General features: G+C 33.8%; 22 protein-coding genes. 14 read left to right on the forward strand and 8 right to left on the reverse strand.

The window, feature by feature from the left end:
• Window positions 1-177 precede the first annotated feature (177 nt).
• Window positions 178-3,948: a glycosyl hydrolase family 28-related protein gene (locus tag CCC31_RS09080; protein WP_290851027.1), complete on the reverse strand. Its 3,771-nt coding sequence runs from the start codon at window positions 3,946-3,948 to the stop codon at window positions 178-180.
• Window positions 3,949-4,184: 236 nt separating this feature from the next.
• Here CCC31_RS09080 and CCC31_RS09085 point away from each other — a divergent pair, with 236 nt between their 5' ends.
• Window positions 4,185-5,483 (forward strand): leucine-rich repeat domain-containing protein, encoded by a 1,299-nt coding sequence (locus CCC31_RS09085; protein ID WP_290851029.1) that lies wholly within the window; start codon window positions 4,185-4,187, stop codon window positions 5,481-5,483.
• 865 nt (window positions 5,484-6,348) lie between these two features.
• Here the strand turns inward: CCC31_RS09085 and CCC31_RS09090 are convergent.
• Together CCC31_RS09090 and CCC31_RS09095 are read right to left on the reverse strand one after the other, a co-directional pair.
• A complete protein-coding gene (locus CCC31_RS09090; RefSeq protein ID WP_022088974.1) occupies window positions 6,349-6,894 on the reverse strand; it encodes an NADH peroxidase in 546 nt (181 codons plus the stop codon).
• A gap of 42 nt (window positions 6,895-6,936) precedes the next feature.
• Window positions 6,937-7,317, reverse strand: coding sequence for a transcriptional repressor (locus CCC31_RS09095; protein WP_290851031.1), 381 nt, complete (start codon window positions 7,315-7,317; stop codon window positions 6,937-6,939).
• A gap of 487 nt (window positions 7,318-7,804) precedes the next feature.
• Between CCC31_RS09095 and glpK the strand changes: the two genes are divergently transcribed.
• Both glpK and CCC31_RS09105 read left to right on the forward strand, forming a co-directional pair.
• A complete protein-coding gene (gene glpK / locus CCC31_RS09100; RefSeq protein WP_290851033.1) occupies window positions 7,805-9,298 on the forward strand; it encodes a glycerol kinase GlpK in 1,494 nt (497 codons plus the stop codon).
• A gap of 121 nt (window positions 9,299-9,419) precedes the next feature.
• Window positions 9,420-10,352 (forward strand): glycosyltransferase family 2 protein, encoded by a 933-nt coding sequence (locus CCC31_RS09105; protein ID WP_117910031.1) that lies wholly within the window; start codon window positions 9,420-9,422, stop codon window positions 10,350-10,352.
• A gap of 183 nt (window positions 10,353-10,535) precedes the next feature.
• Here CCC31_RS09105 and gltA read toward each other — a convergent pair whose 3' ends face one another.
• Both gltA and CCC31_RS09115 read right to left on the reverse strand, forming a co-directional pair.
• Window positions 10,536-11,924 carry an NADPH-dependent glutamate synthase gene (gltA, locus tag CCC31_RS09110; protein ID WP_022088970.1) on the reverse strand — a complete coding sequence of 463 codons (1,389 nt, stop codon included), beginning with the start codon at window positions 11,922-11,924 and terminating at the stop codon, window positions 10,536-10,538.
• Entirely contained in the window at window positions 11,924-12,769 is an 846-nt protein-coding gene (locus CCC31_RS09115; RefSeq protein ID WP_147586665.1) for a sulfide/dihydroorotate dehydrogenase-like FAD/NAD-binding protein, read from the reverse strand. Before CCC31_RS09115 ends, gltA begins: the two co-directional genes overlap by 1 nt.
• Window positions 12,770-13,291: 522 nt before the next feature.
• On the opposite strand from CCC31_RS09115, the gene thiS reads away from it, so the two are divergent.
• From thiS to CCC31_RS09140, 5 genes are all read left to right on the forward strand, one after another.
• On the forward strand, window positions 13,292-13,486 hold the full coding sequence (gene thiS / locus CCC31_RS09120) for a sulfur carrier protein ThiS (protein WP_290851037.1): 195 nt from the start codon (window positions 13,292-13,294) through the stop codon (window positions 13,484-13,486).
• Window positions 13,487-13,623: 137 nt separating this feature from the next.
• A complete protein-coding gene (locus CCC31_RS09125; protein WP_147586667.1) occupies window positions 13,624-14,394 on the forward strand; it encodes a thiazole synthase in 771 nt (256 codons plus the stop codon).
• Window positions 14,395-14,500: 106 nt separating this feature from the next.
• Entirely contained in the window at window positions 14,501-15,637 is a 1,137-nt protein-coding gene (gene thiH / locus CCC31_RS09130; protein WP_347497671.1) for a 2-iminoacetate synthase ThiH, read from the forward strand.
• Between the two features lie 130 nt (window positions 15,638-15,767).
• Complete coding sequence (locus CCC31_RS09135; RefSeq protein ID WP_290851041.1) at window positions 15,768-16,391, forward strand: thiamine phosphate synthase; 624 nt, start codon at window positions 15,768-15,770, stop codon at window positions 16,389-16,391.
• A 124-nt stretch (window positions 16,392-16,515) separates the two neighbouring features.
• A complete protein-coding gene (locus CCC31_RS09140) occupies window positions 16,516-16,932 on the forward strand; it encodes a PH domain-containing protein (RefSeq protein WP_022088964.1) in 417 nt (138 codons plus the stop codon).
• Between the two features lie 224 nt (window positions 16,933-17,156).
• On the opposite strand, the gene CCC31_RS09145 is transcribed toward CCC31_RS09140, so the two are convergent.
• On the reverse strand, window positions 17,157-17,840 hold the full coding sequence (locus tag CCC31_RS09145; protein ID WP_022088963.1) for a TIGR00266 family protein: 684 nt from the start codon (window positions 17,838-17,840) through the stop codon (window positions 17,157-17,159).
• Window positions 17,841-18,151: 311 nt separating this feature from the next.
• Between CCC31_RS09145 and CCC31_RS09150 the strand changes: the two genes are divergently transcribed.
• Window positions 18,152-19,426: an adenylosuccinate synthase gene (locus tag CCC31_RS09150; protein WP_022088962.1), complete on the forward strand. Its 1,275-nt coding sequence runs from the start codon at window positions 18,152-18,154 to the stop codon at window positions 19,424-19,426.
• Between the two features lie 287 nt (window positions 19,427-19,713).
• On the opposite strand, the gene CCC31_RS09155 is transcribed toward CCC31_RS09150, so the two are convergent.
• Complete coding sequence (locus tag CCC31_RS09155) at window positions 19,714-19,902, reverse strand: hypothetical protein (protein WP_260978893.1); 189 nt, start codon at window positions 19,900-19,902, stop codon at window positions 19,714-19,716.
• A 263-nt stretch (window positions 19,903-20,165) separates the two neighbouring features.
• On the opposite strand from CCC31_RS09155, the gene CCC31_RS09160 reads away from it, so the two are divergent.
• The 5 genes from CCC31_RS09160 (at window position 20,166) to CCC31_RS09180 (ending at window position 24,943) form a co-directional block, all read left to right on the forward strand.
• Entirely contained in the window at window positions 20,166-20,678 is a 513-nt protein-coding gene (locus CCC31_RS09160; RefSeq protein WP_022088960.1) for an SEC-C metal-binding domain-containing protein, read from the forward strand.
• 203 nt (window positions 20,679-20,881) lie between these two features.
• On the forward strand, window positions 20,882-21,625 hold the full coding sequence (locus tag CCC31_RS09165; protein WP_290851045.1) for a class I SAM-dependent methyltransferase: 744 nt from the start codon (window positions 20,882-20,884) through the stop codon (window positions 21,623-21,625).
• Window positions 21,626-21,682: 57 nt separating this feature from the next.
• Window positions 21,683-22,552, forward strand: coding sequence for an Hsp33 family molecular chaperone HslO (hslO, locus tag CCC31_RS09170; RefSeq protein WP_022088958.1), 870 nt, complete (start codon window positions 21,683-21,685; stop codon window positions 22,550-22,552).
• 195 nt (window positions 22,553-22,747) lie between these two features.
• Complete coding sequence (locus tag CCC31_RS09175) at window positions 22,748-24,574, forward strand: family 16 glycosylhydrolase (protein WP_260978891.1); 1,827 nt, start codon at window positions 22,748-22,750, stop codon at window positions 24,572-24,574.
• Between the two features lie 75 nt (window positions 24,575-24,649).
• Complete coding sequence (locus tag CCC31_RS09180; RefSeq protein WP_022088956.1) at window positions 24,650-24,943, forward strand: YerC/YecD family TrpR-related protein; 294 nt, start codon at window positions 24,650-24,652, stop codon at window positions 24,941-24,943.
• A 171-nt stretch (window positions 24,944-25,114) separates the two neighbouring features.
• Here CCC31_RS09180 and CCC31_RS09185 read toward each other — a convergent pair whose 3' ends face one another.
• A complete protein-coding gene (locus tag CCC31_RS09185) occupies window positions 25,115-25,741 on the reverse strand; it encodes a DUF1836 domain-containing protein (protein WP_260978890.1) in 627 nt (208 codons plus the stop codon).
• Window positions 25,742-25,818 lie beyond the last annotated feature (77 nt).

Below are 25,818 nucleotides of genomic sequence, written 5' to 3' on the forward strand. Positions count from 1 at the left end.
AAATTGTGATTTTAGCTATTTGAATATAACATAATAAAAAGTGTGTAGGTTTTAAGTTCAAATCTTAAATTTAGATTAATAAATCTAATGATTAAAATTGGTAAATTATAATCTACACACTTTTTTATTTGCCACTATAAGATGTGGTATTACATACATAAAATATTTATATATTAATTATTTGCTGATAGTGTTATTCCATTTATAAGGAATTTCTTTATAATCAGGGTCTACAACAGTCAATATATTGTAGAATAAATATTGATGTCCGTCATAAGTAGGCATTAAGTTATTCTGGTATAATGTATCAGCAATGCTATATAATGAGAAGTCATACACTTCGCTGTAAGCAATAGCTCCGTTTTCAAGAACTGAGTATGCACGTACATAATATTTTGCATTATATCTTGCAGCACCATAGCCGTTATGTGTCATTGTGCGGGCATAGTAAATTGCAGTTGCTGAATCGCCATTATAATTAGCGATGATACCCTTTGATGTAGCTTCATATGAAGCTATGTATTTGTTGCTTGAATTAAGAACAACATCATCTTTAGTTATTGGTCCATTAGCAAATCCATAAATTAAACCGGATGAAACAACTTCTTGCCCTTTTATAGTAGATTCAGATGAATAAAGTACTCTTGAACCTCTAAGTACAGCACTAATCTGATAGCCTATAACTTTTACATCGCTACTAATGAATTCGCCTTTTAGTTCTACGGTAGTAGTTTCCTCAGGCTTAGTAGTTGGTTCAACAGTAGTAGTTTCTTCAGGCTTAGTAGTTGGTTCTACAGTAGTAGTTTCCTGAGGTTTAGTAGTCTCTTCTGTAGTAGTTTCTTCTGGTGTTTTACTCTCATCTTCATCTGAAATAAGGTCATTATTTGCGGCAGCATTTAATACATAAAATTCATGAATTGACCAGTAGTTAGATTTTGAACCGGTCTGAACAACTCTGACATATCTTGAATTTTGAACATTTACTTTAATAATTCCGTTAGTAGTTGTACCACTTGCGATTGCATTTCCCCAGTCTGTTCCATTAGAAGATACATATATTTCATAAGCTGCAGGAGAATCGCTTGATGTGCTTGAGCCAACATCACAAATAATGGTGTTGTATGTTAATGTTTTTCCAAAATCAACCATAAACCACTGTCCGGGAGTCTGAGAACCACTTGTATCCCATCTTGTTGCAGCATTTCCATCTAAAGCATTTTTGGCATTATAATTGTTGTTAGAGGCTGTAGCTTTCCATGTATCACGTCCTGAAACCTGAGCAAGAGCACCGGATGAAGATACTGTTGAACCAAGTCCCATATTGCTGTCAAATACTTTAAATGAGTCGGCATTATTATTTCTATTATTAAGAATAGAACCTGATATTGAAATATTTTTTTCACTTCCCGAATCAACAAATGCACTACCATTTTGGTTAGAAACACTGGCAAGAATATTTAAAGATGCATTTGATACACTTGCTAATGTCTGCTGTCCCGGATTATTAAAATGAGCGCCGTATAATGTCAAATTACCTGAGTTTAAAATTAGTCCGCGTTGTGGTTGTCCCCAGAAATCGCAGTTATTAAATGTCGATTTAAAATTGCTGTTTTCTTCTGAATAGAAATAAGCTGTCTTTGGATTGTTATCTCCAATGGAAACAATCTGCGAGTTATCAAAGTTAAAGCTCTTAGTAACACCGGATGCCCAGTAAACAGCTCTTGTTGAACCATCAACACCTAATCCCATACTTCTACCGGAAGGACCACCGTTACCATCATTTTGTAATAAAGTTCCACGGTATGAACCATAGTGGAAATCATTGTATAATGTTTCGTTATCGCAATCTCCTAAAATAAGAAAATCTAAATGCTCAAGTCCATATGAATACAAAGGCGCGTTAGAAACGCCATTTGGCATATTACTAAAGCTTCCAAATTTACTTTCATTTCCGCAGGCATAAACAATTACGTTAAACATAAGGTTATAAAGTTTTCCGTCAACTGAATTTCCACCTACTCTCACACCTGTATCAAAGGCGTGACCACCTAAAAAATCAACATAGTGGTTGTCGCATTTATATGTAAATAAGTCTAATGCTTTATAAGCAGCTCGAACGCCTGAATCAATTACATAAACATTAGCTCCCTGTCCCTGAATTGTGTAAGGGTACTTTGCCGGAAGCCAGTCTGCGCTTCCTGAAAATACCTGTTCAGGATAGTCGACTACAATGCCACGGATACCACTGTCAGCCTTTAGCTGAATAAAAGAATCACCATCCGGATTGTTTCTATTCTCATATGCTTCAAGTATTGTGCCTGAACCATGAGGAACGCTCCATAAATCAACTGCGCCACGAAGCTCAACGTTTGATGGAATTGTCAAATGACCACGAACTTTGTATTTGCCACTAGGTAAAAATACAATTCCACCACCATCATTAGAAGCCTGATTTAATGCTTTCTGAATAGCAGAAGTGTTATCATTTGAATCTGTAGTGGCATTATATGGCGAAACAGTGGCGTTATATAAAACTGTTCTTGCAGGTGTATGTGGGTCATATTCTACTTTAGTGAAATCTGAAACTTCACCGGTTACTGCCGTACTATCGCTTAAAGTAGATTCATAAACAGATTTATTTGTGATTTTTTGACCTTTAGTAAATGCACATTCTGTTATGTTACCACGACCTGAAGTACCATAATAAATCTGCGGAGTACTGTTGCTAAATGTTGTATTATTTGCAACAAATGTTCCACTGTTAATTGCAACACGACCTCTTGATACTTTTGATGAATTAAATGTAAGTTTTGTACTTGAAGTATCAGGGATTTGTATAGCATATTTAGATACGTCTACTGTTGTTTTTGTAAATTGTGCTGCATCTGATGTGTTTTCGCCAAGCACGATTCCGTTTTCACAATTATAAATATTTATCTCGTCAAATAAAATACCTACAGAGTTAGTTGCATTAATCTGAATACCTGTTTTACATTCGGATAAATCAAAGTTATAGTGATGGCCGTTTGGTGTAGCATTGTCATCAGTTGATAAAGTTTTTTCTGTATCGTATCCGATATTATAACCATTAATATTAATGTTACATGTGTATGACCAATCGTTACGTCTCATTACGATACCGATTGAATTGTTGTACATGTAATCGTTGAAAGAAGTTGTAGTTGGGGCATTTGCAACACCTGAATTCTTCCAGTAGTCAGGTGATAAGTTTACATTTTCAATTCTTCCAACATCGGCTATTTTATCAATTTCTATAGCTTTACATAATGTAGTTCCATAAAGTCCGTTAATTACCGGTGAAGCACCACCGTTATCATAGTTAAATAAAACGCCAATATATGAGTTTAATAAAGTGACATTTTTTGTATTACAATATTCATTTCCAAAATAATTGTTGAATCCATAACGAATAGTTGGTGAATATGGAGTAATGTTATTCGGGTCCTGTTCAGGATACCATATTGTTAAATCCATAATTCCTGTTTCAGGAGCCATTTCAACAAATGGTGTTGTGCGTTCATTTCCATTTCGTCCTGTATAGGCCATAAGGAATGTCCCAATTGGAGCACTGTTATTTCGACTAGGCTTTTGCCAGTCACCACGAAGTGTAACTCCTTTAGGAATGGAAAGAGCGCCTTTTATTGCATAACGCCCGCTTGGAACATATACAATACCGCCTCCTAAATCTCCAACTTTGTTTAGAAGTTCTTGAAAAACATTTGTGTTGTCTGTCTGTCCGTCGGCAACGGCACCGTAATCGGTTACATCATATGTTGCCACGAATACCTCTGACGAATCTAGAGTGTGAACAAGTTTATAAGATGGTTCACCTACATTGCCAAAGTCTGTAGTGGCACAGAAAGCCACTGTAGAGCCAAACAATATTAAGACAACAGTCCATAATGTTGCACGCAAAAATTTGTACATATGTACTACCTCCAATACTTTTATTATGGTTCTATTGAACCTATTTCTTACCCCAATAAAATTATAAATGCTTTTAGACAATGATACAAGAAAAATAAATTAAATTTAGTCAAGTTATCAGAAAAATAAAAGTTGCAATATAAATAAGGAATGTCACATATACTAAATGTTGCAAAGACGATATTGTTATGTTAAAATTAATCGGAACTAAAAATGTATTAATTAATGGAGGGTATATGAACAAGAAAAAAATTTTAGTTGTTTTAACTGCAATGATTATTAGCTTATGTGCAGTATTTGTAACTGTTGACGCAGCCACTAAGGTAAAGCTTACTAAGAAAAGTGTAGCTATGTATGAAGGTGACAGCATATTTTTAAAGGTTAAGGGAACAAAGTCTAAGATTAAGTGGAGCAGTAAGAATAAAAAGGTAGCCGTAGTTACTAAAAAAGGAAAGGTTAAGGCAGTAAAGAAAGGTAGAACTGTAATTTATGCTAAATTTGGGAAGAAAGTATTAAAATGCAAGATTATAGTTAATGAAAAGGTGACAAATAAAGATGTTATTAAGAATGATAATAAAGATACAATTGTAAATGAGACTACTACTAAAGAATCTATTACTAAAGAAACTACTACTAAAGAACCGGTAAAAGAAGAAATTACAACGAAAAAGCCATCTGATAACGGGACAGATAATGAAGAAGAAACGAACAATAACATTACCATAGGGAAATGGATAGTGATGGATTTAGATGGAAGATATGCAATAGAAGGTTATCATGGAAGTGATAAAGAAATAACTGTTCCTAATGAACTTAATGGCGTGAAAGTGTGGTTGATTGATTCTGACGCATTTATGGACAATATGGATGTAGAGAAAGTCGTAGTTTCATATGGTATTCAGATTGTCAGAAGATCAGCTTTTGAAGGATGTGATAATTTAAAGACAGTTGTTTTACCGGAAAGTGTTACAGGAATAGGTGATAGAGCATTTAAAAATTGTTATGAGCTAGATAGTGTTAATGTGCCATCAGGTGTAGAAACTATAGGTGAAGAGACATTTATGGGTTGCAGTTCCTTAACTAGTATACAGTTACCTGATGATTTAGAAGAAATTGATAGCAGTGCATTTAATGGAAGTGGAATTACAAATATTGTTATTCCTGATAAAGTTACAGCTATTCTTTCTAAAACGTTTATGAATTGTAAAAATTTAGAAAGCGTTACTTTAGGAAAGAAAACAAGAGCAATTGGATTTCTTTCATTTGAAAATTGCTCAAGTTTGAAAAATATTGTTTTACCGGAAACTTTAGAAAAAATAGGAATGAGAGCTTTTGCCGGATGTACTTTCTTAGAAAGTGTAACTGTTTATGCGGGAGAAGTAGATATACTGAAAGATGCATGGATTAAAAATCCTAATTATTCTAGGGATGAAGAGCCAATACCTCTTGAATGTACAATTATTGGAGTTAAAGGTTCTCTTGTAGAGGCCTATGCCATAGAATATGGATTAAAGTTCGAGGAGATAGAGGAGTAGGAGTTTTTATTAAGTTGAAGTAATAGATACATCATTATTTATGCACATTTTATTCTAAATAAAATTATTGAGGGCGAAATATCTATCGGTAGTAATTTTTCATATTTTTATATTAATGAATTTTGTAAATAAATAATGAAATTAAGCTGATGCACAAACAATTTGTTGCAACAATTTAGCGGATTTGATATGATATCTTTGGGTACTACCTAGAAACGGTAGGCGGTTAGTCCTTCAGAAGAGGGACTAAATCCTCTGATTACATGGAAATCTTCATAGGAAGAAATCTGGGAAAGGAGGGATTTACTTAATGAGTGATTTTGAGATTTTATACATAGTGTTGATGATTATTTCGATTATAGTTACCATACTTATAGAATATATAAATAACTTAAAAAAGTAACCGCCGTCTGCAAATGGTTTGGTTACTTTTTTAACTAAAATATTTGTGACTAACCGTCTATCGGTAGTACCTTTTTCTATATCTATAGTATCAAATTTATATAAATAATTCAATGGTAAATTACGAGCAGTTTATGTCGCAATATTAAAAAAAGCCGAGCACCATTCATAGCCCTGCGGGCTATTTCATGGAGGGCTGTCGTATAAATTACGAGCAACATCCAGCTCGAATACGCTTCGCTACTTCTCGCTGGAGATTGTCACAACATTAAAAAAGCCGAGCACCATTCATAGCCCTGCGGGCTATTTCATGGACGGCTGTCGTATAAATTACGAGCAACATCCAGCTCGAATCCGCTTCACTACTTCTCGCTGGAGATTGTCACAACATTAAAATAAAATAGCTTACACCTTTGTGAGTAAACTCCCAGGTGTAAGCTATTTATTTTAACGTTGCTCGTAATTAGCCAAAGTATCTCTTTAATAAGCCTTCGAATGCTTTGCCGTGTCTTGCTTCGTCTCTTGCCATTTCATGTACTGTGTCATGGATTGCATCGAGGTTTGCAGCTTTTGCTCTCTTTGCGAGGTCAAATTTTCCAGCTGTTGCACCATGTTCAGCTTCAACTCTCATTTCAAGGTTTTTCTTTGTACTGTCTGTTACAACTTCACCGAGTAATTCTGCGAATTTAGCAGCGTGTTCAGCTTCTTCATAAGCAGCTTTTTCCCAGTATAAACCGATTTCAGGATATCCTTCTCTATGAGCAACTCTTGCCATTGCAAGGTACATTCCAACTTCTGAGCATTCACCTTCAAAGTTTGCTCTTAAGTCAGCAAGAATATCTTCGCTTACTCCCTGAGCTACACCTACAACGTGTTCTGCAGCCCATTCTTTTTCGCCTTCTTCAACTTTGTTAAACTTATCTGCACCTACACCACATACTGGACACTTTTCAGGTGCTGAATCTCCTTCATGTACATAACCACATACTGAACATACAAATTTTGCCATTTTTAATTCCTCCATTATATATAATTATTTTTTAGTGACTTACTAATCTTTCTTATTGCACTTAGGACAAATGCCGTAGTAGTAAGTTTGGTGACCTTTTATTATTCCGTCAAAATGATCTTGAGCTATCTTATTTATCTGTAACTCTTCCATAAATATATCTTCAACCTTACCGCATTCTGTGCAGATGAAGTGGTAGTGAGGGTCTGTGTGACCGTCAAAATGTTCCTTGCCATCGCCTAATTTTAATGAAAGGACTTCACCCTGTTCAACCAGAAATGAAAGATTGCGATATACAGTTCCAAGACTAATGTTAGGAAGTATTAGTTTAACACTTGCATACACATCGTCTGCTGTAGGATGATCATATCGGCTTAATAAGTTTTCTCTAATCAACTCACGTTGCTTGCTATACTTGATCATTTGCTATCCTCCATAACAATAATAGTAATGATTACTGATATTATAATACCTAATGAATCCTAATTTGTCAACACTTATTTTAAAAATTATGATAAAATATTTAGCTATTATGTTAGGGAAATATGACATCGGGGTAAAAAGCAATCGCCTTTAATGAGCGTATCGGGACGTGCCTAAGAATTTTTGCCAACTTATGTTCATGTGGATTTAGACATTTTGACTCTGTTATAATAAAACATTTAACAATTGTGAATTGAAAAATGGAGGAAACGTAGTAAATGAAAGACGAAAAATCATTTGCAATGCAAGCATGAATTCTTGCATTTATAAAGAATAAATTTACAATATAAAAAGAAAATATTAATATTTCATCTTAATAAAATATGATACAATTATATATAAGTTTTAGAACGTGATAAATAATGAAGGAGGAGCGTAATTCAGATATTTCTGTGCGATGAGTATTTGTGGTTACGCGAAGTTACATATGGAAAAATACATTATGGCACTTGATCAGGGAACTACAAGTTCAAGATGCATTTTGTTTAATAAAAAAGGTGAAATAATAGCTCAGGCAAATCAGGAATTTACACAAATATTCCCAAAACCCGGCTGGGTTGAACATGATCCGGAAGAAATTTGGCTGACACAGTTACTTTCAATAAGAAAAGTAATGAATATGGCTGGAGTTAGTGGCAATAATATAGAAGCAATAGGAATCACTAATCAGCGAGAAACTACAATTGTGTGGGACAGGAATACAGGAAAACCGGTGTATAATGCGATTGTATGGCAGTGTAGAAGAACTGCTGATATTATTGATGATTTGGAAAAACAGGGAAAGAGTGATTTGATAAAGAAAAAGACAGGATTGATTCCCGATGCTTATTTCTCAGGGACAAAGATTAAATGGATTTTAGACAATGTTCCCGGAGTGAGAAAGAGAGCGGAAGCGGGAGAACTTGTATTTGGAACTATTGATACATGGCTTATATGGAAATTAAGTGGTGGAAGTGTTCATGTAACAGATTATACAAATGCTTCAAGAACAATGTTATTTAACATTAAGGAATTGAAATGGGATAATGAATTGCTTGAATTGTTAAACATACCAAAGCAAATGCTTCCAGAGGTTAAACCTTCAAGCGGAATATTTGGTTATGCAAGTAAGGATATACTTGGAAATAATATTCCGATTACAGGAGTGGCAGGAGACCAGCAGGCAGCGCTGTTTGGACAGGGATGTTTTGAAAAAGGCGATGTTAAAAATACATATGGAACAGGATGCTTTTTATTGATGAATACAGGAAACACACCTGTTGAATCGCAAAATGGGCTTATTACAACAATAGCAGCATCAACCGATGCAAAAGTTGAGTATGCACTTGAAGGTAGTGTTTTTGTAGCGGGAGCAGCGATTCAGTGGCTTCGTGATGAAATGAAACTTGTGGAAAGTGCACTGGAGAGTGAGGATATGGCTTCTAAAGTTGAAGATACAAATGGAGTTTATGTTGTACCTGCTTTTACAGGTTTGGGCGCTCCATATTGGAAGCAGAATGCCCGTGGAATGGTTGTAGGACTTACAAGAGGAACAAGCAGAGAACATTTTGTAAGGGCAACACTTGAGTCATTGGCATATCAGACATATGATTTGGTAAAGGCAATGGAAAGTGATTCAGATACTTCAATTAATTCGTTAAAAGTAGACGGAGGAGCTTGCGCAAATAACCTTCTTATGCAATTCCAGTCAAATATATTGCAGACAAATGTAGCACGCCCAAATGTAATTGAAACTACAGGTTTAGGTGCAGCATATCTTGCAGGACTTGCAACAGGGTATTGGGCAAGCAAGGAAGAAATAAAAGCCAATATGGGAATTGAAAAAACATTTGAGCCTGATATGGATAAAAAAAAGGTAGAAAGAATGGTAAAAGGGTGGCATAAAGCTGTCAAATGTGCCATTTTCTATAGTGAAGAATAAGTTAAAAACGAAAGTTTTCTGACTATATGAAGATTTAAAATAAATAATAAAGCAATTAAGATGATAAGTATTTACTAATGCAGTATTAAAAATAATTGGACTACAAGGAGAAACTAAAAAAATGAGTATTTTATCGGTGGTAATTCCGGCATACAATGAGGGAGCGATGCTTCATAAAACAGCAAATGTTGTATCAACTATTTTAGAGGAAAATAATATAGATTATGAAATAGTATTTGTAAATGATGGCTCAAAAGATAATACATGGGAAGAAATTGAAATAGCAAGTAAGGCTAATCCAAAAGTTAAAGGAATTTGCTTCTCAAGAAATTTTGGAAAAGAAGGAGCAGTATTTGCGGGGCTTGAATTTGCTCATGGTGATTGTTGCGCAGTTATGGATTGCGATTTGCAGCATCCACCTGAAACTTTAGTGGAAATGTATAAACTTTGGAAACAGGGATTTCAGGTTGTTGAAGGAGTAAAGGCGACAAGAGGAAAAGAAAGTGCAATTCATAAATTGTTTGCAAAGACATTTTATAAAATTATAAGTGATGCAACAAAGATTGATATGTCAAGGGCATCAGATTTTAAACTGTTAGACAGACAGGTTGTTGATGCGTTTATTGCTTTACCTGAAAGACAGATATTTTTCAGAGCATTGTCATCATGGGTTGGATTTAAAACTACATATGTGGAATTTGATGTGCAGGAAAGAGAAGCCGGAGTATCTAAATGGTCATTTAAATCTCTTTTTAAATATGCAATTAACAATATTACGTCATTTACAGTTGCACCTATGCAGATAGTTACAGGTTGTGGGATGTTTTTATTTGCGTTCTCTATTATTTTTGGAATTTTTTCATTAGTGAAATATTTTAGTGGAAAATCATTAGAAGGATTTACAACAGTTATTTTACTTTTACTTATTATAGGTAGTATTTTGATGATGAGTTTAGGTGTAATTGGTTTCTATATTTCAAAGATTTATGAGGAAGTAAAGATGAGACCTCGTTATATTGTGGCAAAAACAACAGATGATAATAATGAAAAATAACTGATGGCATAAGTTATAAAAAGACCTGTTCAATTTAATATACATTTAAGATTATAAATGTATATTAAATTGAGCAGGTCTTTTTTATATAGTCGGGGTCAAAAATCCTTGACTTTGATGCCTACGGATTGTCATACGCTACGCATTTAAACACACCCTGGCATTTTATTATATATTAATTAATTATTTATTCTGTAAGTAAGCATCAATGCTTTCAGCAGCCTGTTTTCCTGCACCCATAGCAAGGATAACAGTAGCAGCACCTGTAACAGCATCTCCACCTGCGTAGATTCCTTCACGTGTTGTCTGAAGAGTTTCTTCGTTTACAACTAAACATCCACGCTTATTTGCTTCCAAACCTTCAGTAGTTGTTCTGATTAATGGGTTTGGTGAAGTACCGATTGACATGATAACTGTATCAACATCAAGTTCAAAATTACTTCCTTCAACTTCGATAGGACGTCTTCTTCCTGAAGCATCAGGCTCACCAAGTTCCATTTTAACGCATTCCATTTTAGAAACACGACCATTTTCATCACCGATAAGTTTTACAGGATTATTTAAGTTCTTGAAGATGATTCCTTCTTCAATTGCATGATGAACTTCTTCCTTACGTGCAGGCATTTCTTCCATACCACGACGGTAAACTACGTATACATTTTCAGCACCAAGACGCTTTGCAGTTCTTGCAGCATCCATAGCAACATTACCACCACCTACAACAGCAACATTTTTGCTCTTAATAATAGGTGTATCATATTCAGGTAAGTAAGCTTTCATAAGGTTAGCACGTGTTAAGTATTCATTTGCTGAATAAACACCGATTAAAGCTTCGCCTTCGATTCCCATAAATGATGGAAGTCCGGCACCTGAACCTACGAAACATGCTTCATAGCCCATATCAAAAATTTCATCGATTGAAAGAACCTTACCTACAACCATATTTGTCTCAATGTCAACACCAAGAGCAGCAAGGTTATCAACTTCCTTCTGAACGATAGCCTTTGGAAGTCTGAATTCAGGGATACCGTAAACTAAAACACCACCGGCTTTGTGGAATGCTTCAAATATAGTAACCTGATAACCTTTCTTAGCTAAATCTCCGGCACATGTAAGTCCTGAAGGACCGGCACCGATAACAGCAACTTTTCTTCCGTTGCTAACAGGTTTTTCAGGTGCAGCAAGGCTGTTTGCCATATGGTAATCAGCACAGAATCTTTCCAAACGTCCTATTGCTACAGGTTCACCCTTTATACCACGAACACAATTTCCTTCACACTGTGATTCCTGTGGACATACACGACCGCATACAGCAGGAAGTCCATTTGTGCTTGTAATGATTTCATAAGCTTTTTCAAATTCTCCGGCAGCTACCTGTTCAACGAATTCAGGAATTCTAACATTTACAGGACAACCGTTTACACATGGTTTGTGCTTACAATTTAAACATCTTGTTGCTTCTTCAATAGCCATTTCAGGAGTATATCCCATGGCAACTTCTTCAAAATTCTTATTTCTTACATTTGGTTCCTGCTCAGGCATAGGAACTTTTGTTAAAGACATATTTGCCATTATTTGTCACCTCCAGCCATTTTATACATACGACAATGTTCTTTGTCGTGAGCTTCTTTTTCTTTATATGTAGAATTACGTTTCATTAATTCATCAAAATCAACTTTATGTCCGTCAAAGTCAGGACCGTCTACACATGCAAATTTAATTTTTCCATCTACAGTAACACGACATCCACCACACATACCTGTTCCATCAATCATAATAGGGTTTAATGAAACTAAAGTTTTAATATTGTATGGTTCTGTTACCTTTGCAACGAATTTCATCATAGGAACAGGTCCGATGGCGATAACTAAATCATAGTCATTTCCGGCATCGATAAGGCTCTGTAATTTGTTTGTTACAAATCCCTGTTCGCCATAAGAACCATCATCAGTTGTTATATATAAATTGTCGCAAACATCCTTGAATTCATCTTCAAGAATAACGATATCTTTATTTCTAAATCCGGCGATAACATCAACCTTAGCACCATTTTTAAATAAAGCTTTAGCTGATGGGTAAGCGATGGCACATCCAACACCACCACCGATAACGCAGGCTTTCTTTACTCCGTCTAATTCTGTTGCTGCACCTAATGGCCCAACAAAATCTAATAAAGCGTCTCCTTCATTTAACTTAGAAAGAATCATTGTTGTCTGACCTACAATCTGGAAAATGATTGTTACAGAACCTTTTTCAGGGTCTGTATCTGCGATTGTAAGAGGCATTCTTTCACCATATTCATCAATACGAAGAATAATAAACTGACCAGCTTTTGCTTTTTTAGCGATAAAAGGTGCTTCTATTTCTAAAAGTACAACTGTATCGTTAAGCTGTTTTCTTCTTAAAATTTTGTACATAGTAAACTCCTTAACATAATAAATATTTATATTCTACTTAAAATCTTCACTAGTATACCATAGTAGGAAAAAGTACGCAATTCCAAAAACTGCATAAATATAGAAAGAATTGTATAAAAATCCTGTTATTGAGCAAAAATAGAAAGTTAAAATTATATCAATTATGTAATTTGTCAAAAAAATTGCTTTTGAAAAAATAGATTTAGTATAAGCAACAATTTTAAGCCAATAAAGCATGTTGACAATTAAATTTATGTATTTTATACTTTAAGACGAGTCTAAAATAGATTAAATAAAGTCAAGACTTAAGAACAGTAAATGATGTTAGAAAAAAGTGTGGCTTGTAGGAGATAATATACAAAGCATTCATACAATTTTGACATCATTAAATTAAAATAATTTAAATTTAAATATTGTACAGTTGAGATTGAACAGGAGTTCATGAAGGGGTACACCACCACGGGTGTAGTTTCTTTGTGGACTCCTTTTTTATTTGGCTAGTGATATGGAAGGAGGAAAATAATGAAGATAAATGGAAAAGATTTTGTTTTGAATAAATCAACTACAATAAGCGAGTATTTAGAAAAAAACGGATATGTTCAGACGCATATAGTTGTTGAATTAAATGAAAAAATTTTGCCAAAAAATATGTATGAAAAAACATACTTAAAAGACGATGACTGCCTTGAAATCCTAACTTTTATGGGTGGAGGCTGATTTGAAAATATAATATGTCAGGCTAATCTGCTTAATTAAGCAGGAAAAATTATAGCGATAGGTAATTGCAACATTTATTTTAAGAATATTGTAGAGTTAAGATTTTGATTTAGAAGCAGTGTTAAAGGAGGAACATTATGAATAAGGATACATATTCAATTGGAGGACATGAGTTTGAATCTCGTTTTATTTTAGGATCAGGAAAATTTTCTCTTGATTTAGTTAAAGCATGTATTGAAAAAGCACAGACACAGATTGTTACATTAGCGCTTCGCCGTGCAAATGAAGGTGGAATGGCAAATATTTTGGATTATATTCCGGACAATGTTACATTATTACCTAACACATCAGGAGCAAGGAATGCAAATGAAGCAGTAAGAATTGCACGTCTGGCAAGAGAAATGGGATGTGGCAATTTTGTTAAATTAGAAGTAGTTCATGATTCTAAATACTTGCTTCCGGATAACTATGAGACGATTAAAGCAACAGAAATTTTAGCAAAAGAAGGATTTGTTGTTATGCCATATATGTATCCTGATTTGAATGCAGCAAGGGCGTTAAAAGAAGCAGGGGCAGCCTGCATAATGCCATTAGGAGCTCCAATTGGTTCAAATAAAGGACTTGCAACAAAAGAGTTTATCCAGATACTTATAGATGAAATTGATTTGCCAATTATTGTAGATGCAGGAATTGGACGACCTTCACAGGCGTGTGAGGCAATGGAAATGGGAGCTACTGCTGTAATGGCAAATACGGCAATTGCTACTTCAGGAGACGTGGAAGTTATGGCTGAAGCATTTAAGAAAGCAATTGAGGCCGGAAGAAGTGCATATCTAGCCGGACTTGGACAGACTATAGAAAAAGGTGCAAGTGCATCATCACCATTAACAGGATTTTTGCATGATTAACAGGAGGCTTTAAAAAATGAAAAATGAACAGAATAACAATCATGTAAATGAGAGTATTTTAAGCGAACAGATTTTAGAAGACCAGAAGAAAAACAGAATTAATCATATGGAATATTTGCCGGGAATGGAAAACATAGGTTCAGAGATAATGAATAAAGTAGTTAGTGAAATGAACAATTATGACTATGACAAATATACAGAATATGATGTAAAGAGAGCACTTAACAATACAGAAAGAAGTGTTGAGGATTTTAAGGCGTTACTATCACCGGCAGCGCTTCCATTTATTGAAGAGATAGCCAAGGCAGCACAGATAGAAACAAGAAAACATTTTGGAAACAGCACTTATATGTTTACACCAATTTATATTGCAAATTATTGTGAAAATTACTGTATTTACTGCGGATTTAACTGCCACAATAAAATAAAACGAGCTTGCCTTAATGATGAAGAAATAGATAGGGAAATGAAGGCAATCGCTGATACAGGACTTCAGGAAATTTTGATTTTAACAGGGGAGAGCCGTGCAAAATCAACAGTTGAATATATTGGAAATGCCTGCAAAATTGCAAGAAAATATTTTAAGGTAATTGGCCTTGAAATTTATCCTGTAAATTCAGACGAGTATGCATATTTACATGAATGCGGTGCAGATTATGTTACGGTATTTCAGGAAACTTATAATTCAGACAAATATGAAACTTTGCATTTAGCGGGGCATAAGAGAATTTTCCCATATAGAGTGAATGCACAGGAGAGAGCATTAAAAGGTGGCATGAGAGGTGTTGGATTTGGTGCACTTTTAGGACTTGATGACTTTAGAAAAGATGCATTTGCTACAGGATATCATGCATATCTTTTACAGAGAAAATATCCGCATGCAGAAATTGCATTTTCATGTCCGAGACTGCGCCCGATTATAAATAATGATAGGATTAATCCAATGGATGTTCACGAAACACAGCTTTTACAGGTTGTATGTGCATACAGATTATTTATGCCATTTGCAAGCATAACAGTATCAACAAGAGAATGTGCAAGAGTCAGAGATAATCTTGTTCAGATAGCCGCAACTAAAATATCAGCTGGTGTAAGTACAGGAATTGGTAGCCATGCAAAGGATATTGAAGATAAAGGTGATGATCAGTTTGAAATCTCTGACGGACGTTCAGTTGATGAAATCTATAACGATTTATTAAAGGTCGGAATGCAACCTGTAATGAGTGACTATATTTATGTATAGCAGATGGAGTTTATGAGCTATTATAGAAAAGTAAGAAAGTTTATAAATGCTTATTATGCATAACACACAAAATTTGTTATGTATAACAAGTGGAGGTTAAGAGAGTTTATTTTTGTGGTAGGTGAAGTTTATGAGTGACACATATGAAAATAAAATCAAAGAAAACGGATATATAAATGATAAAGTTATATGCGTTACAAACAGACATTTAAGCGAAAAGTCATTAGCCAGGCAGGTAGAAATAGTATGCAAATTTCATCCAAAAGTTATAATTTTGAGAGAAAAAGATTTGCCGGAGGATGAGTATATGACTCTTGCAAATGAGATACTTGATATTTGCAAAAAAAATAATGTTAAGTGCATATTACATTTTTATCCTAATGTGGCAAAAAAGTTAGAGTGTGATGCAATCCATCTGCCTCTTTTTAAACTTAGAGAAAATCAGAAATGCTTATCAGGATTTAAAATAATAGGGACTTCGGTTCATTCGGTAGAGGAAGCAATTGAAGCACAAAATCTAGGTGCGACATACATAAGTGCAGGACATATATTTGCAACAGATTGCAAAAAAGGTGTTCCACCAAGAGGATTAGAATTTTTAAAAGAAGTGTGTCAAGCGGTAAACATTCCGGTCTATGCAATTGGGGGAATTAAGCTGTCAGATGAACAAATAAAGTTAATTACAGATTGTGGGGCAGCAGGCGGATGTATAATGTCAGGAATGATGAAACTGAAATTAGAAGATATGGAATAAAGATTTTGCCAGTTGATTAAAAAAATGAGAAAGACTATCAGAAGATAATTAGTTTACATATTACAGAAATTTTATTAAAATAAAATGAGTAATTAATAACAAAGATAGAAATGAGGGTTTTATTATGAGCAGAGTAATAGAAGAAAACGGACGAAGAAGCGCAGAAAAGGAATTGTGGTCAGATAAGAAAAGAACAATATTTGGACTTCCAATTTCATTTACAAAATATACACTTACAGATACGAGACTTATTATTAAAAGCGGATTTTTAAACATTAAAGAAGATGAAATCATGCTTTACAGAATTACAGACATTACATATAAGGCAAGTCTTTGGGAAAGAATGTTTGGAGTTGGCAAATTGTTCTGTGATTCAGCTGATAAATCAGCAACTAATTTTATTGTTGGACCTATAAAGGAGGCTGTAAAGGTAAGAGATTTGCTTTCTGATAATGTAGATGAACAGAGAGATAAAAAACGTATCAGAGGAAATGAATTTTTCAATGATTCAATGGATGATGACATGGATTTACAGAATTAATATGATGACATGAAGTTGAATAATGAGAAATCATAGTCATATAAAATCAAGAAAGTTAAAATTATTTTGTAAAATTCAATCTAGAGATAATGAATTATAAATAAAAAGCACCTATCCTTCAACAAACGTGAAACAATTTCAAATTTTAGATTTGAATTTGCATAATACACTATAGTTGTAAAAGGTAGGTGCTTTTATGTTTATATTTTTAATTTAAACAAAAATTATTTTGAAGATGTTGGGATGTACTGGGCAAGTGTAGATGCCATATTTGAAATAGGCATTGTCTGAAGCCATACTCTTCCAGGACCTGTAATATATGTATTGAAAATTCCTTCGCCACCAAATAAGATGTTCTTTACGCCCGGAACAGTCTTAATATCCATCTGACAGCTTTCAGACATAGCTGCAAGATGTCCTGTGTCTACAACAATTTGTTGACCTGCTTCAAGATTATATTCAACAACATGACCATCAAATTCTGCAAATACAATTCCGTTGCCTGCAACCTTTTGCATGATGAAGCCTTCACCACCAAATAAACCTGAACCTAATTTTTTCCTAAAATGCATAGAAAGTTCAACTCCACGTGATGAAGCTAAGAATGCAGATTTTTGTAAGATCATTGCATTGCCTGGAGTTATTTCAAATGCTTTAATAGAACCCGGAAAACATGAAGCAACAGCAATTTCACCGGGACCACCTTGGGCTGTGTAAATATTTTGAAATAAGGTATCTCCTGAAAATGCTCTTCCAAGTACTTTTCCAATTCCACCATTAGTAGTTGTTTCCATTAACATGTTTGGTGACATCCATGACATTCCACCACCTTCGGTAATAATGCTTTCACCGGCTTCCAAGTTCATAATTACAACTGGGAGTGTATCTCCCTCAATACGGTAATTCATAAAAATCCTCCTTATATATGTTTATATTTTGTATTTCTTTTTAATATATGAACTGTTATGTGCTAGATATTTGTAAAATCTTATCTGACATTTAAAAGTATTATAGCATATACTTACCGATAATATGTAAGAAACGGATGCAGATTAAGAAATTTATAAGGTTTATAAACATTTACTAGCATTTTTTGCAGTTAGATAGTATAATGTATGTGGTCAAACCATGGGTTTTAGTTATGTAAACCATATTTTAGGAGTTTGGCTAATATAGGTAAACAGTTATTTACCAGGTACAAAGTTTAGGAGGATACTAAATGGTAAGAGCAATAGTAGGTGCCAACTGGGGCGATGAAGGTAAAGGTAAAATTACAGACATGCTTGGTGAAAAGTCTGATATAATTGTTAGATTCCAGGGAGGAAGCAATGCAGGTCATACAATTATCAATGACTATGGAAAATTTGCACTACATTTACTTCCATCAGGTGTATTTTATCAGCATACAACATGTATTATCGGTAATGGTGTTGCACTCAATATTCCATACCTTCAGAAAGAAATAGATGAAATAGTTTCAAAGGGTGTTCCAAAACCACACATTCTTGTTTCAGACAGAGCACAGATTCTTATGCCATATCATATTGATTTTGATGCATACGAAGAGGAAAGACTTGGAGGAAAGTCATTTGGCTCAACAAAGTCAGGTATTGCTCCATTTTATTCAGATAAATATGCAAAGATTGGTTTTCAGGTTTCAGAATTGTTTGATGATGACATTTTAAAGGAAAAAGTATACAGAGTAGCAGAAATGAAAAATGTTATGCTTGAACATATGTATCACAAGCCATTAATTGACCCTGAAGAATTATTAAAGACATTACATGAATACAGAGATATCGTTGAACCATATGTTGCTGATACATCATTATTTATCAGCAATGCATTAAAAGAAGGCAAAACAGTTCTTTTAGAAGGACAGTTAGGTTCATTAAAAGATCCTGATTTTGGTATTTACCCAATGGTTACATCTTCTTCAACACTTGCAGCATACGGTGCAATTGGAGCAGGTATTCCACCATATGAAATTAAAGATATTATTACTGTTGTTAAGGCATATTCAAGTGCAGTAGGAGCAGGTGAATTCGTAAGTGAAATATTTGGAGATGAAGCAGATGAACTTAGACGCCGTGGTGGTGACGGTGGCGAATTTGGAGCTACAACAGGTCGTCCAAGAAGAATGGGATGGTTTGATGCAGTTGCTTCAAGATACGGATGTAGAATGCAGGGTGCTACAGAAGTTGCACTTACAGTATTAGACGTACTTGGATATTTAGATGAAATTCCAGTATGTGTAGGATATGAAATAGATGGAGAAGTTACAAGAGACTTCCCTGTAACAGCAAAGCTTGCAAAAGCAAAACCTGTTTATAAAGTACTTCCTGGATGGAAAGAAGAAATCAGAGGAATTACAGAATATGACAAGCTTCCGGAAAACTGCCGTAAATACATTGAATTTATAGAAAAAGAATTAGAAGTACCAATCACAATGGTATCAAACGGACCTGGAAGACATGAAATCATATACAGATAGGCAATGAGCCATCGCACAAAAAGAGAGAGAGATACACGATGTGAGTTTACTCACAAGAGAGTATCTCTCTCTATTTTTGTATGTGGCTCATTGCCTATCTGTATATATCATAAAAAGAGAAAGAGATTAAGAAGGCGAAGCCACTGACGAAATAGACCGAAGGTCTATGAGTACAGATGGCACATTGCCTATCTATGATGCCCAAGTTGGAGAATAAAAATATCCGAAAAAACAAGTCTAAATTCTTACGCATAATAATAGAATTGCCAGTCTCCATCTAAATGTAACTATTTCCTACCTAAAACCTTAGCTATCAGTAAAATAGCGTATATCAAACATGGAAGAACAACGATGCTCCATGCACAGGCCATAAATGCTGAATTGTTTCCCATTATCGCAAAAACAAGACAGGCAATAATTAAAACAGCAAGAATTCCAATTGTAGCAAAAACCAAAATTTTTTTAATTTTATCCATAAGAATGCTCCTTTAAGAAGTAATATTATTTCTTTATATACAAATACTTTTTGTATTATAGAATAATAAATTAGAAAATAAAAGCATAAAAGTAACAAAAATATTATTTAATAAGAAAAATCTAATAAAAAGTTTTATTGCAATTATTAACATTTATTCGTATAATATCTAAAGTATGCGTAGTTTGTTTACGCAAATCAATTAAAAATGTAATTACAGATATTAAATTATAATGAAAGTTAAGTTATGGAGGAATTTGCGTAATGGCAGAGAAAAAGTACTTATTAGAAACTTGGAGAGAGATTGCTTACAATCAGAATCAGACGCAGCAGCAGTTTGATGCATTTTGGGATGCATATTTTGTTCAGGAAAAAGAAGTTTACAAAGATATTCTTGGAAACAAAGATGTTGTAGTAAAAGGAACTATTAAAGAACTTGCTGATAAGTACAATATGGAAGTACTTACAATGGTAGGATTTTTAGATGGAATTAATGACAGCTTAAAGGTATCTAACCCAATTGATACATTTGAAGAAGATACAGAAGTAAGTCTTGAATATGATCCTGAATTATTATACAAGAACATGGTTGAAGCTAAGGCAGATTGGTTATACGGCTTAGAAGAATGGAATGACATTCTTACACCAGAAAGACAGAAGGAATTATATAGAGAACAGAAAAAGTCAGGAACAATCGTTAAGGAAAAGAAGATTGGACGTAATGATCCATGCCCATGTGGAAGTGGAAAGAAATACAAATTCTGTTGTGGAAGATAATTATAGGGCGGTCCGGCTGTTAGCTTGGCCGCTTTAGTTTATTATGGACTTTAGTCTGAGTAAGACAATCACGCAGCGTGTGATTGTTTTAGAACTATAAACCACCTGCTATGCGTGTGGTGACATTGTATATTTTTATATTAGCTTTAAGGTAAACTATTATGGTTTTAGTCAAAAGAATGTTATAGTTTTAGGAGAAAAATATGGATGCTTATACCGGATTTGCCGCAGTTTATGATGAATTAATGGATAATATTCCATATGAGGAATGGGGCAAATATTTAATAGAATTATTAAATGAATATGAAGTGAAGGAGGGAATTGTATTAGACCTTGGTTGTGGCACAGGAAATATAACAGAGATTCTTGCAAATAATGGTTATGACATGATTGGAGTAGACAACTCTCAGGAAATGCTTAATATAGCGATGGAAAAAAGAGGTGACGATACATCTATATTGTATTTGCTTCAGGATATGAGGGGATTTGAATTATATGGAACAGTTGCTGCAGTTGTAAGCATTTGCGATTCGCTAAATTATCTTACTGAATATGAAGATGTTGTAGAAACATTTAAACTCGTAAGAAATTATTTAGACCCGGGAGGAATTTTCATATTTGACTTAAATACTGTTGGAAAGTTTGAACAGATTGGAGAGTCAGTAATAGCGGAAGACAGAGAAGACTGTAGCTTTATTTGGGAAAATACATTTTATGAAGAAGAGCGCATAAATGAATATAATTTGTCAATATTTGTTCAGGGTGAAGATGGCAGATATGACAAATTTACGGAAAATCATTATGAAAAAGCTTATTATTTAGAAGAAATACGTCAGGCTTTAGAGGAAGCAGGACTTGAATATATAACGGCGTATGAGGCATTTACTAAAAATCTGGCAAATGATAATCAGGAAAGGGTTTATGTGATTGCCAGAGCAAATAAGTAAAAATAGAAAAACAATCGAGGAAATGAAATATAGAAATAAAAATAAAGGAGAAATTAAATGAGCGAAGATTATATTGTAAGAGCAATGGCGGCTGATAATCAGATTAGAGCATTTGCAATTACATCAAGAAATATAGTAGAAACAGCAAGACAGCATCATAATACGAGTCCCGTTGCAACAGCAGCTCTTGGAAGACTTCTTACAGGAGGAGCGATGATGGGTGTTATGATGAAAGGTGATAATGACATCCTTACACTTATGATGAAAGGTGATGGACCGATAAATGGAGTTACGGTAACAGCTGATTCTCATGGAAATGTAAAAGGATATGTAGGAAATCCGAATGTAATCATTCCTGCAAATTATGCAGGAAAATTAGATGTAGGAGCTGCAATTGGTTATGGAACATTAACTGTAATTAAAGATATGGGATTAAAGGAACCGTATTCAAGTCAGGTGCCGCTTGGTACAAGTGAAGTCGCAGAAGATTTAACATATTATTTTGCTACATCAGAACAGGTTCCTTCAGCAGTAGCGTTAGGTGTTCTGATGGAAAAAAATAACACAGTAAAGCAGGCAGGAGGATTTATAGTACAGCTTATGCCATTTGCTGAAGAAGAAGTAATATCTGCATTGGAAGAAAAAATAGCAAAGATAACTTCAGTAACAGATATGCTTGAAAAGGGAATGACACCGGAAGATATCTTAGAATTTGTATTAGGAGATTTAGGCGTAGAAATAACGGATAAGGTGCCAACGCAGTTTTATTGCAACTGCAGTAAAGAGAGAGTTACAAAGGCATTAATGGGAATTAACAAGGCTGAAATTAAAGATATGATTAATGAGGGTAAGGACATTGAAGTGAATTGTCATTTCTGTAACACAAATTATAATTTTAGTGTTGAAGAATTAAAAAAATTACTGTAAAAAAGTTTTTAGTAAATAAATTATGACCTATTGTTTGCAAAAGTAAAATTGTAAATATTAGGTCTTTATTTATATAAGTAAACAAATTTGTAAGAAAATAGGTGAAAATTAACAAAAAATATTGTAAAAAACGTTTTCATTTGTTTAAATATACATATATCATAAAAAGAGAAAATGATTTAGGAGAAAAGAAATATGAGAAAGTGGTTTAGAAAATGTATGGCGTCATTGTGCGCTGCAACAATTGCGTTCAGTGGAATGTATATTGTTGGAAACGAAAGTACAAAAGATGTAAAGGCCGACGGAGAATACCAGTTGGTGTGGAGTGATGAATTTGATGGTACAGAGCTTAATAGAAATAATTGGAATGTAGAAGTTAACGGTAATGGTGGAGGAAATAATGAACTTCAGTATTATGTTGACCGTACAAACAATATTCAGGTTAGTGATGGCACATTAAAGATTACTGCCAGAAAAGAAAACTATGGTGGTAAAAGTTATACTTCAGGAAGAATTAATTCTAAAGGAAAACAGGAATTTAAATATGGAAAAATTGAAGCTAGAATGAAACTTCCAAGATTTTCAGGAATTTGGCCGGCTTTTTGGACACTCGGGGCAAATTATAGTTCTGTAGGATGGCCTAAATGTGGTGAAATGGACATTATGGAAGCAATAAATGATAATAATACGGTATTTGCAAATCTTCATTGGTCATATAAAAATAGTCAGGCTGATACAAAAGGAAAAACATATGATGTAGGCGATAGAACCCAATGGCACACATATGGAATGGAGTGGGATGAGAATAGTGCTGCATTTTATGTTGATGGATATGTATATGAAAGATATACCATTTCAACACAGTCTGAAATGGAGGAATTTAGAAAAGCTCAATTTATTATATTAAATCTTGCTGTAGGTGGACAACTCCCAGGATATAATATTAATCAAAATGGTTTTCCTGCAACAATGGAAGTTGACTGGGTAAGGGTTTATCAGAAGCCTGAGAAGGAATCAACAAAATATACAGGTCCAACAATTACAGTTAACCAGGATGCAATAGGTGAATATACAGGTGCATGGACTTCATTCTTTGGACAAACATGGTGTGGAACTTATGGAAATGTAATTGGTAATGGAGCTAAGGTAACTGATGGGGTTACTATAAATGTAACAGATGCAGGAATAATACAAGGTGATAGTCAGTGGAGTGCTCAGGCGAATATAGAAGGATTAAAATACTATGCCGGAAATGATTACGTATTAAAATGTACATTAGTTTCAACTGAAAGCAAAAAAGTATTTGTAAAAATTGCAGGAGACGATGAAGAGTCAATTAGTGGAGAATACATTACATTGGTAAAAAACCAGCCATATAACTATGAGAAAAAAGTGAGCATACCAAGTGATTATGCAGGAAAGCTTGATTTGAAATTTGGATTTGGAAGAAGTGATGGGGATCCAATGGCTCAGAATGGAAGTTTTATTGCAAAAATAACGAATTTATCATTTTCAACAACGGCAGTAATTCCTGACCCAAGTTATGCAGAAACGACAACTAATAATGGAAATAGTGGGAACAACAGCACAACTAATAATGGAAATAGTGGGAACAACAGCACAACTAATAATGGAAATGCCGGTAATAATGAAACAAATAACAGTAATATAAATAACACAGACATAACTAACAATGTTTCTGATGTAAATAATATTGATAACATTTCTATACAGCAGATTCAGAATAGTAAAACTAAAATAATTAGTGCAAAGAGCAAAAAGAAGAGAAGCGTAAAAATAATTATTAAAAAGCAGACTAATGTTACAGGCTATGTTATCAAATATAGTACAAATAAAAAATATTATGGCTATAACACAAAGCAGATAAAAAAGAATATTTATAACTTTAAAAAACTTAGCTCAAATAAAAAATATTATTTTAAGGTCAGAGCTTACATAAAACAGGATGGAAAGAAAATTTACGGAAAATGGAGCAAGAGTAAAAAAGTAAGAGTTAAATAATATAAGAAATGACTGGACTTTCAGACTTTAGAGTGCTAAAATGTGAAAGAGAAAAGATAACACAGGAGGCAATTTATGAGTAAGTCAGTTAGAACAAAGGAAGTAGATCATTTATTTGCAGCTATATTATCATTGGAAACAAAGGAAGAATGTTATACATTTTTTGAAGATGTATGTACTATAAATGAATTATTGTCTATATCACAGAGATTTGAAGTAGCTAAGATGCTTAGAGAAGGAAAGACTTATTTGGAAATTTCAGAAGATACAGGGGCATCAACAGCTACAATCAGCAGAGTTAACAGATCTCTTAATTATGGTAATGATGGTTATGATATGGTATTAAAGAGAGCCAAATATGATGATTAGCTTTGAGCATTCTGGATTAGAAGATAGTATTTAATATTAAAGTAATTAACACTTCGCTTTTTGAAAATTCAGTTTCATAAATAAGGTCTTACCTTATACAAATTAAAAGCCTTAAATTTTGAATTAGAAACAAAATTTAAGGCTTTTAAAATACAGTTACACTAAATTCTACTATTTATCAGTTTTATTCTTATCACTCTTATTTTTGTCAGATTTATCTTTTGAGTTTTCCTCCTTTGGAAGAGAGTCAATCAACTTTTCGATAATCATTTTTCTTGAAAGGCATTCGTAAGTCAAAGTCGCAATTAGTGTAAGTGTCTGCAAATATTCTTTATTATCTTCATTATCCAAATTTGAAAAATACTCATTGGATTTTACGTACGCATCAATAATCGACTGATTATCGTCAGTATCTTTCATATATTGAATGAATAATTTAAAAATTTCTTCAAGACTATTATTTCCATCATTAAAATAATCTTTAATTAATGGGGACAAGGCCGTATCAATATCATTAATTGAAATGATATTTTTAAGATAAAATATCATCATTAAAAGAATTAAATGGTCTTTGGAATATTTTTTCTTTTCGGGAGGTGGTAATAAACGACTTTTAGCATAATTATTAATCATGGTTTTTGTTAAGAGCTTGTCGTCGTCGTTACGTTTGCTTCCCTCAAATTTATTATTTAAATAGGTTGTCACCTGGTCCATATATAAATCAATGTTTGGTATATCGTCTATGTTAAATGAATTAAAATCGTTTAATATAGACTCGATTATTTTATCACTTTCCATATATACCTCCTTATGTACAAAAAATATTATAATACATAGTAATGAAAACTACAAATAAAATTTATTACAAATAGCAG

It is taken from the genome of Eubacterium sp. LMAG:50 (genome assembly GCF_008680265.1).
GTDB lineage: Bacteria > Bacillota > Clostridia > Lachnospirales > Lachnospiraceae > Eubacterium_U > Eubacterium_U album.

Excerpts from the sequence above, each read along its gene's own strand:
- CCC31_RS09080 (WP_290851027.1), bottom strand. The coding sequence starts at position 3,948 with ATGTACAAATTTTTGCGTGCAACATTATGGACTGTTGTCTTAATATTG.
- CCC31_RS09085 (WP_290851029.1), top strand. The coding sequence starts at position 4,185 with ATGAACAAGAAAAAAATTTTAGTTGTTTTAACTGCAATGATTATTAGC.
- CCC31_RS09090 (WP_022088974.1), bottom strand. The coding sequence starts at position 6,894 with ATGGCAAAATTTGTATGTTCAGTATGTGGTTATGTACATGAAGGAGAT.
- CCC31_RS09095 (WP_290851031.1), bottom strand. The coding sequence starts at position 7,317 with ATGATCAAGTATAGCAAGCAACGTGAGTTGATTAGAGAAAACTTATTA.
- glpK (WP_290851033.1), top strand. The coding sequence starts at position 7,805 with ATGGAAAAATACATTATGGCACTTGATCAGGGAACTACAAGTTCAAGA.
- CCC31_RS09105 (WP_117910031.1), top strand. The coding sequence starts at position 9,420 with ATGAGTATTTTATCGGTGGTAATTCCGGCATACAATGAGGGAGCGATG.
- gltA (WP_022088970.1), bottom strand. The coding sequence starts at position 11,924 with ATGGCAAATATGTCTTTAACAAAAGTTCCTATGCCTGAGCAGGAACCA.
- CCC31_RS09115 (WP_147586665.1), bottom strand. The coding sequence starts at position 12,769 with ATGTACAAAATTTTAAGAAGAAAACAGCTTAACGATACAGTTGTACTT.
- thiS (WP_290851037.1), top strand. The coding sequence starts at position 13,292 with ATGAAGATAAATGGAAAAGATTTTGTTTTGAATAAATCAACTACAATA.
- CCC31_RS09125 (WP_147586667.1), top strand. The coding sequence starts at position 13,624 with ATGAATAAGGATACATATTCAATTGGAGGACATGAGTTTGAATCTCGT.
- thiH (WP_347497671.1), top strand. The coding sequence starts at position 14,501 with ATGGAATATTTGCCGGGAATGGAAAACATAGGTTCAGAGATAATGAAT.
- CCC31_RS09135 (WP_290851041.1), top strand. The coding sequence starts at position 15,768 with ATGAGTGACACATATGAAAATAAAATCAAAGAAAACGGATATATAAAT.
- CCC31_RS09140 (WP_022088964.1), top strand. The coding sequence starts at position 16,516 with ATGAGCAGAGTAATAGAAGAAAACGGACGAAGAAGCGCAGAAAAGGAA.
- CCC31_RS09145 (WP_022088963.1), bottom strand. The coding sequence starts at position 17,840 with ATGAATTACCGTATTGAGGGAGATACACTCCCAGTTGTAATTATGAAC.
- CCC31_RS09150 (WP_022088962.1), top strand. The coding sequence starts at position 18,152 with ATGGTAAGAGCAATAGTAGGTGCCAACTGGGGCGATGAAGGTAAAGGT.
- CCC31_RS09155 (WP_260978893.1), bottom strand. The coding sequence starts at position 19,902 with ATGGATAAAATTAAAAAAATTTTGGTTTTTGCTACAATTGGAATTCTT.
- CCC31_RS09160 (WP_022088960.1), top strand. The coding sequence starts at position 20,166 with ATGGCAGAGAAAAAGTACTTATTAGAAACTTGGAGAGAGATTGCTTAC.
- CCC31_RS09165 (WP_290851045.1), top strand. The coding sequence starts at position 20,882 with ATGGATGCTTATACCGGATTTGCCGCAGTTTATGATGAATTAATGGAT.
- hslO (WP_022088958.1), top strand. The coding sequence starts at position 21,683 with ATGAGCGAAGATTATATTGTAAGAGCAATGGCGGCTGATAATCAGATT.
- CCC31_RS09175 (WP_260978891.1), top strand. The coding sequence starts at position 22,748 with ATGAGAAAGTGGTTTAGAAAATGTATGGCGTCATTGTGCGCTGCAACA.
- CCC31_RS09180 (WP_022088956.1), top strand. The coding sequence starts at position 24,650 with ATGAGTAAGTCAGTTAGAACAAAGGAAGTAGATCATTTATTTGCAGCT.
- CCC31_RS09185 (WP_260978890.1), bottom strand. The coding sequence starts at position 25,741 with ATGGAAAGTGATAAAATAATCGAGTCTATATTAAACGATTTTAATTCA.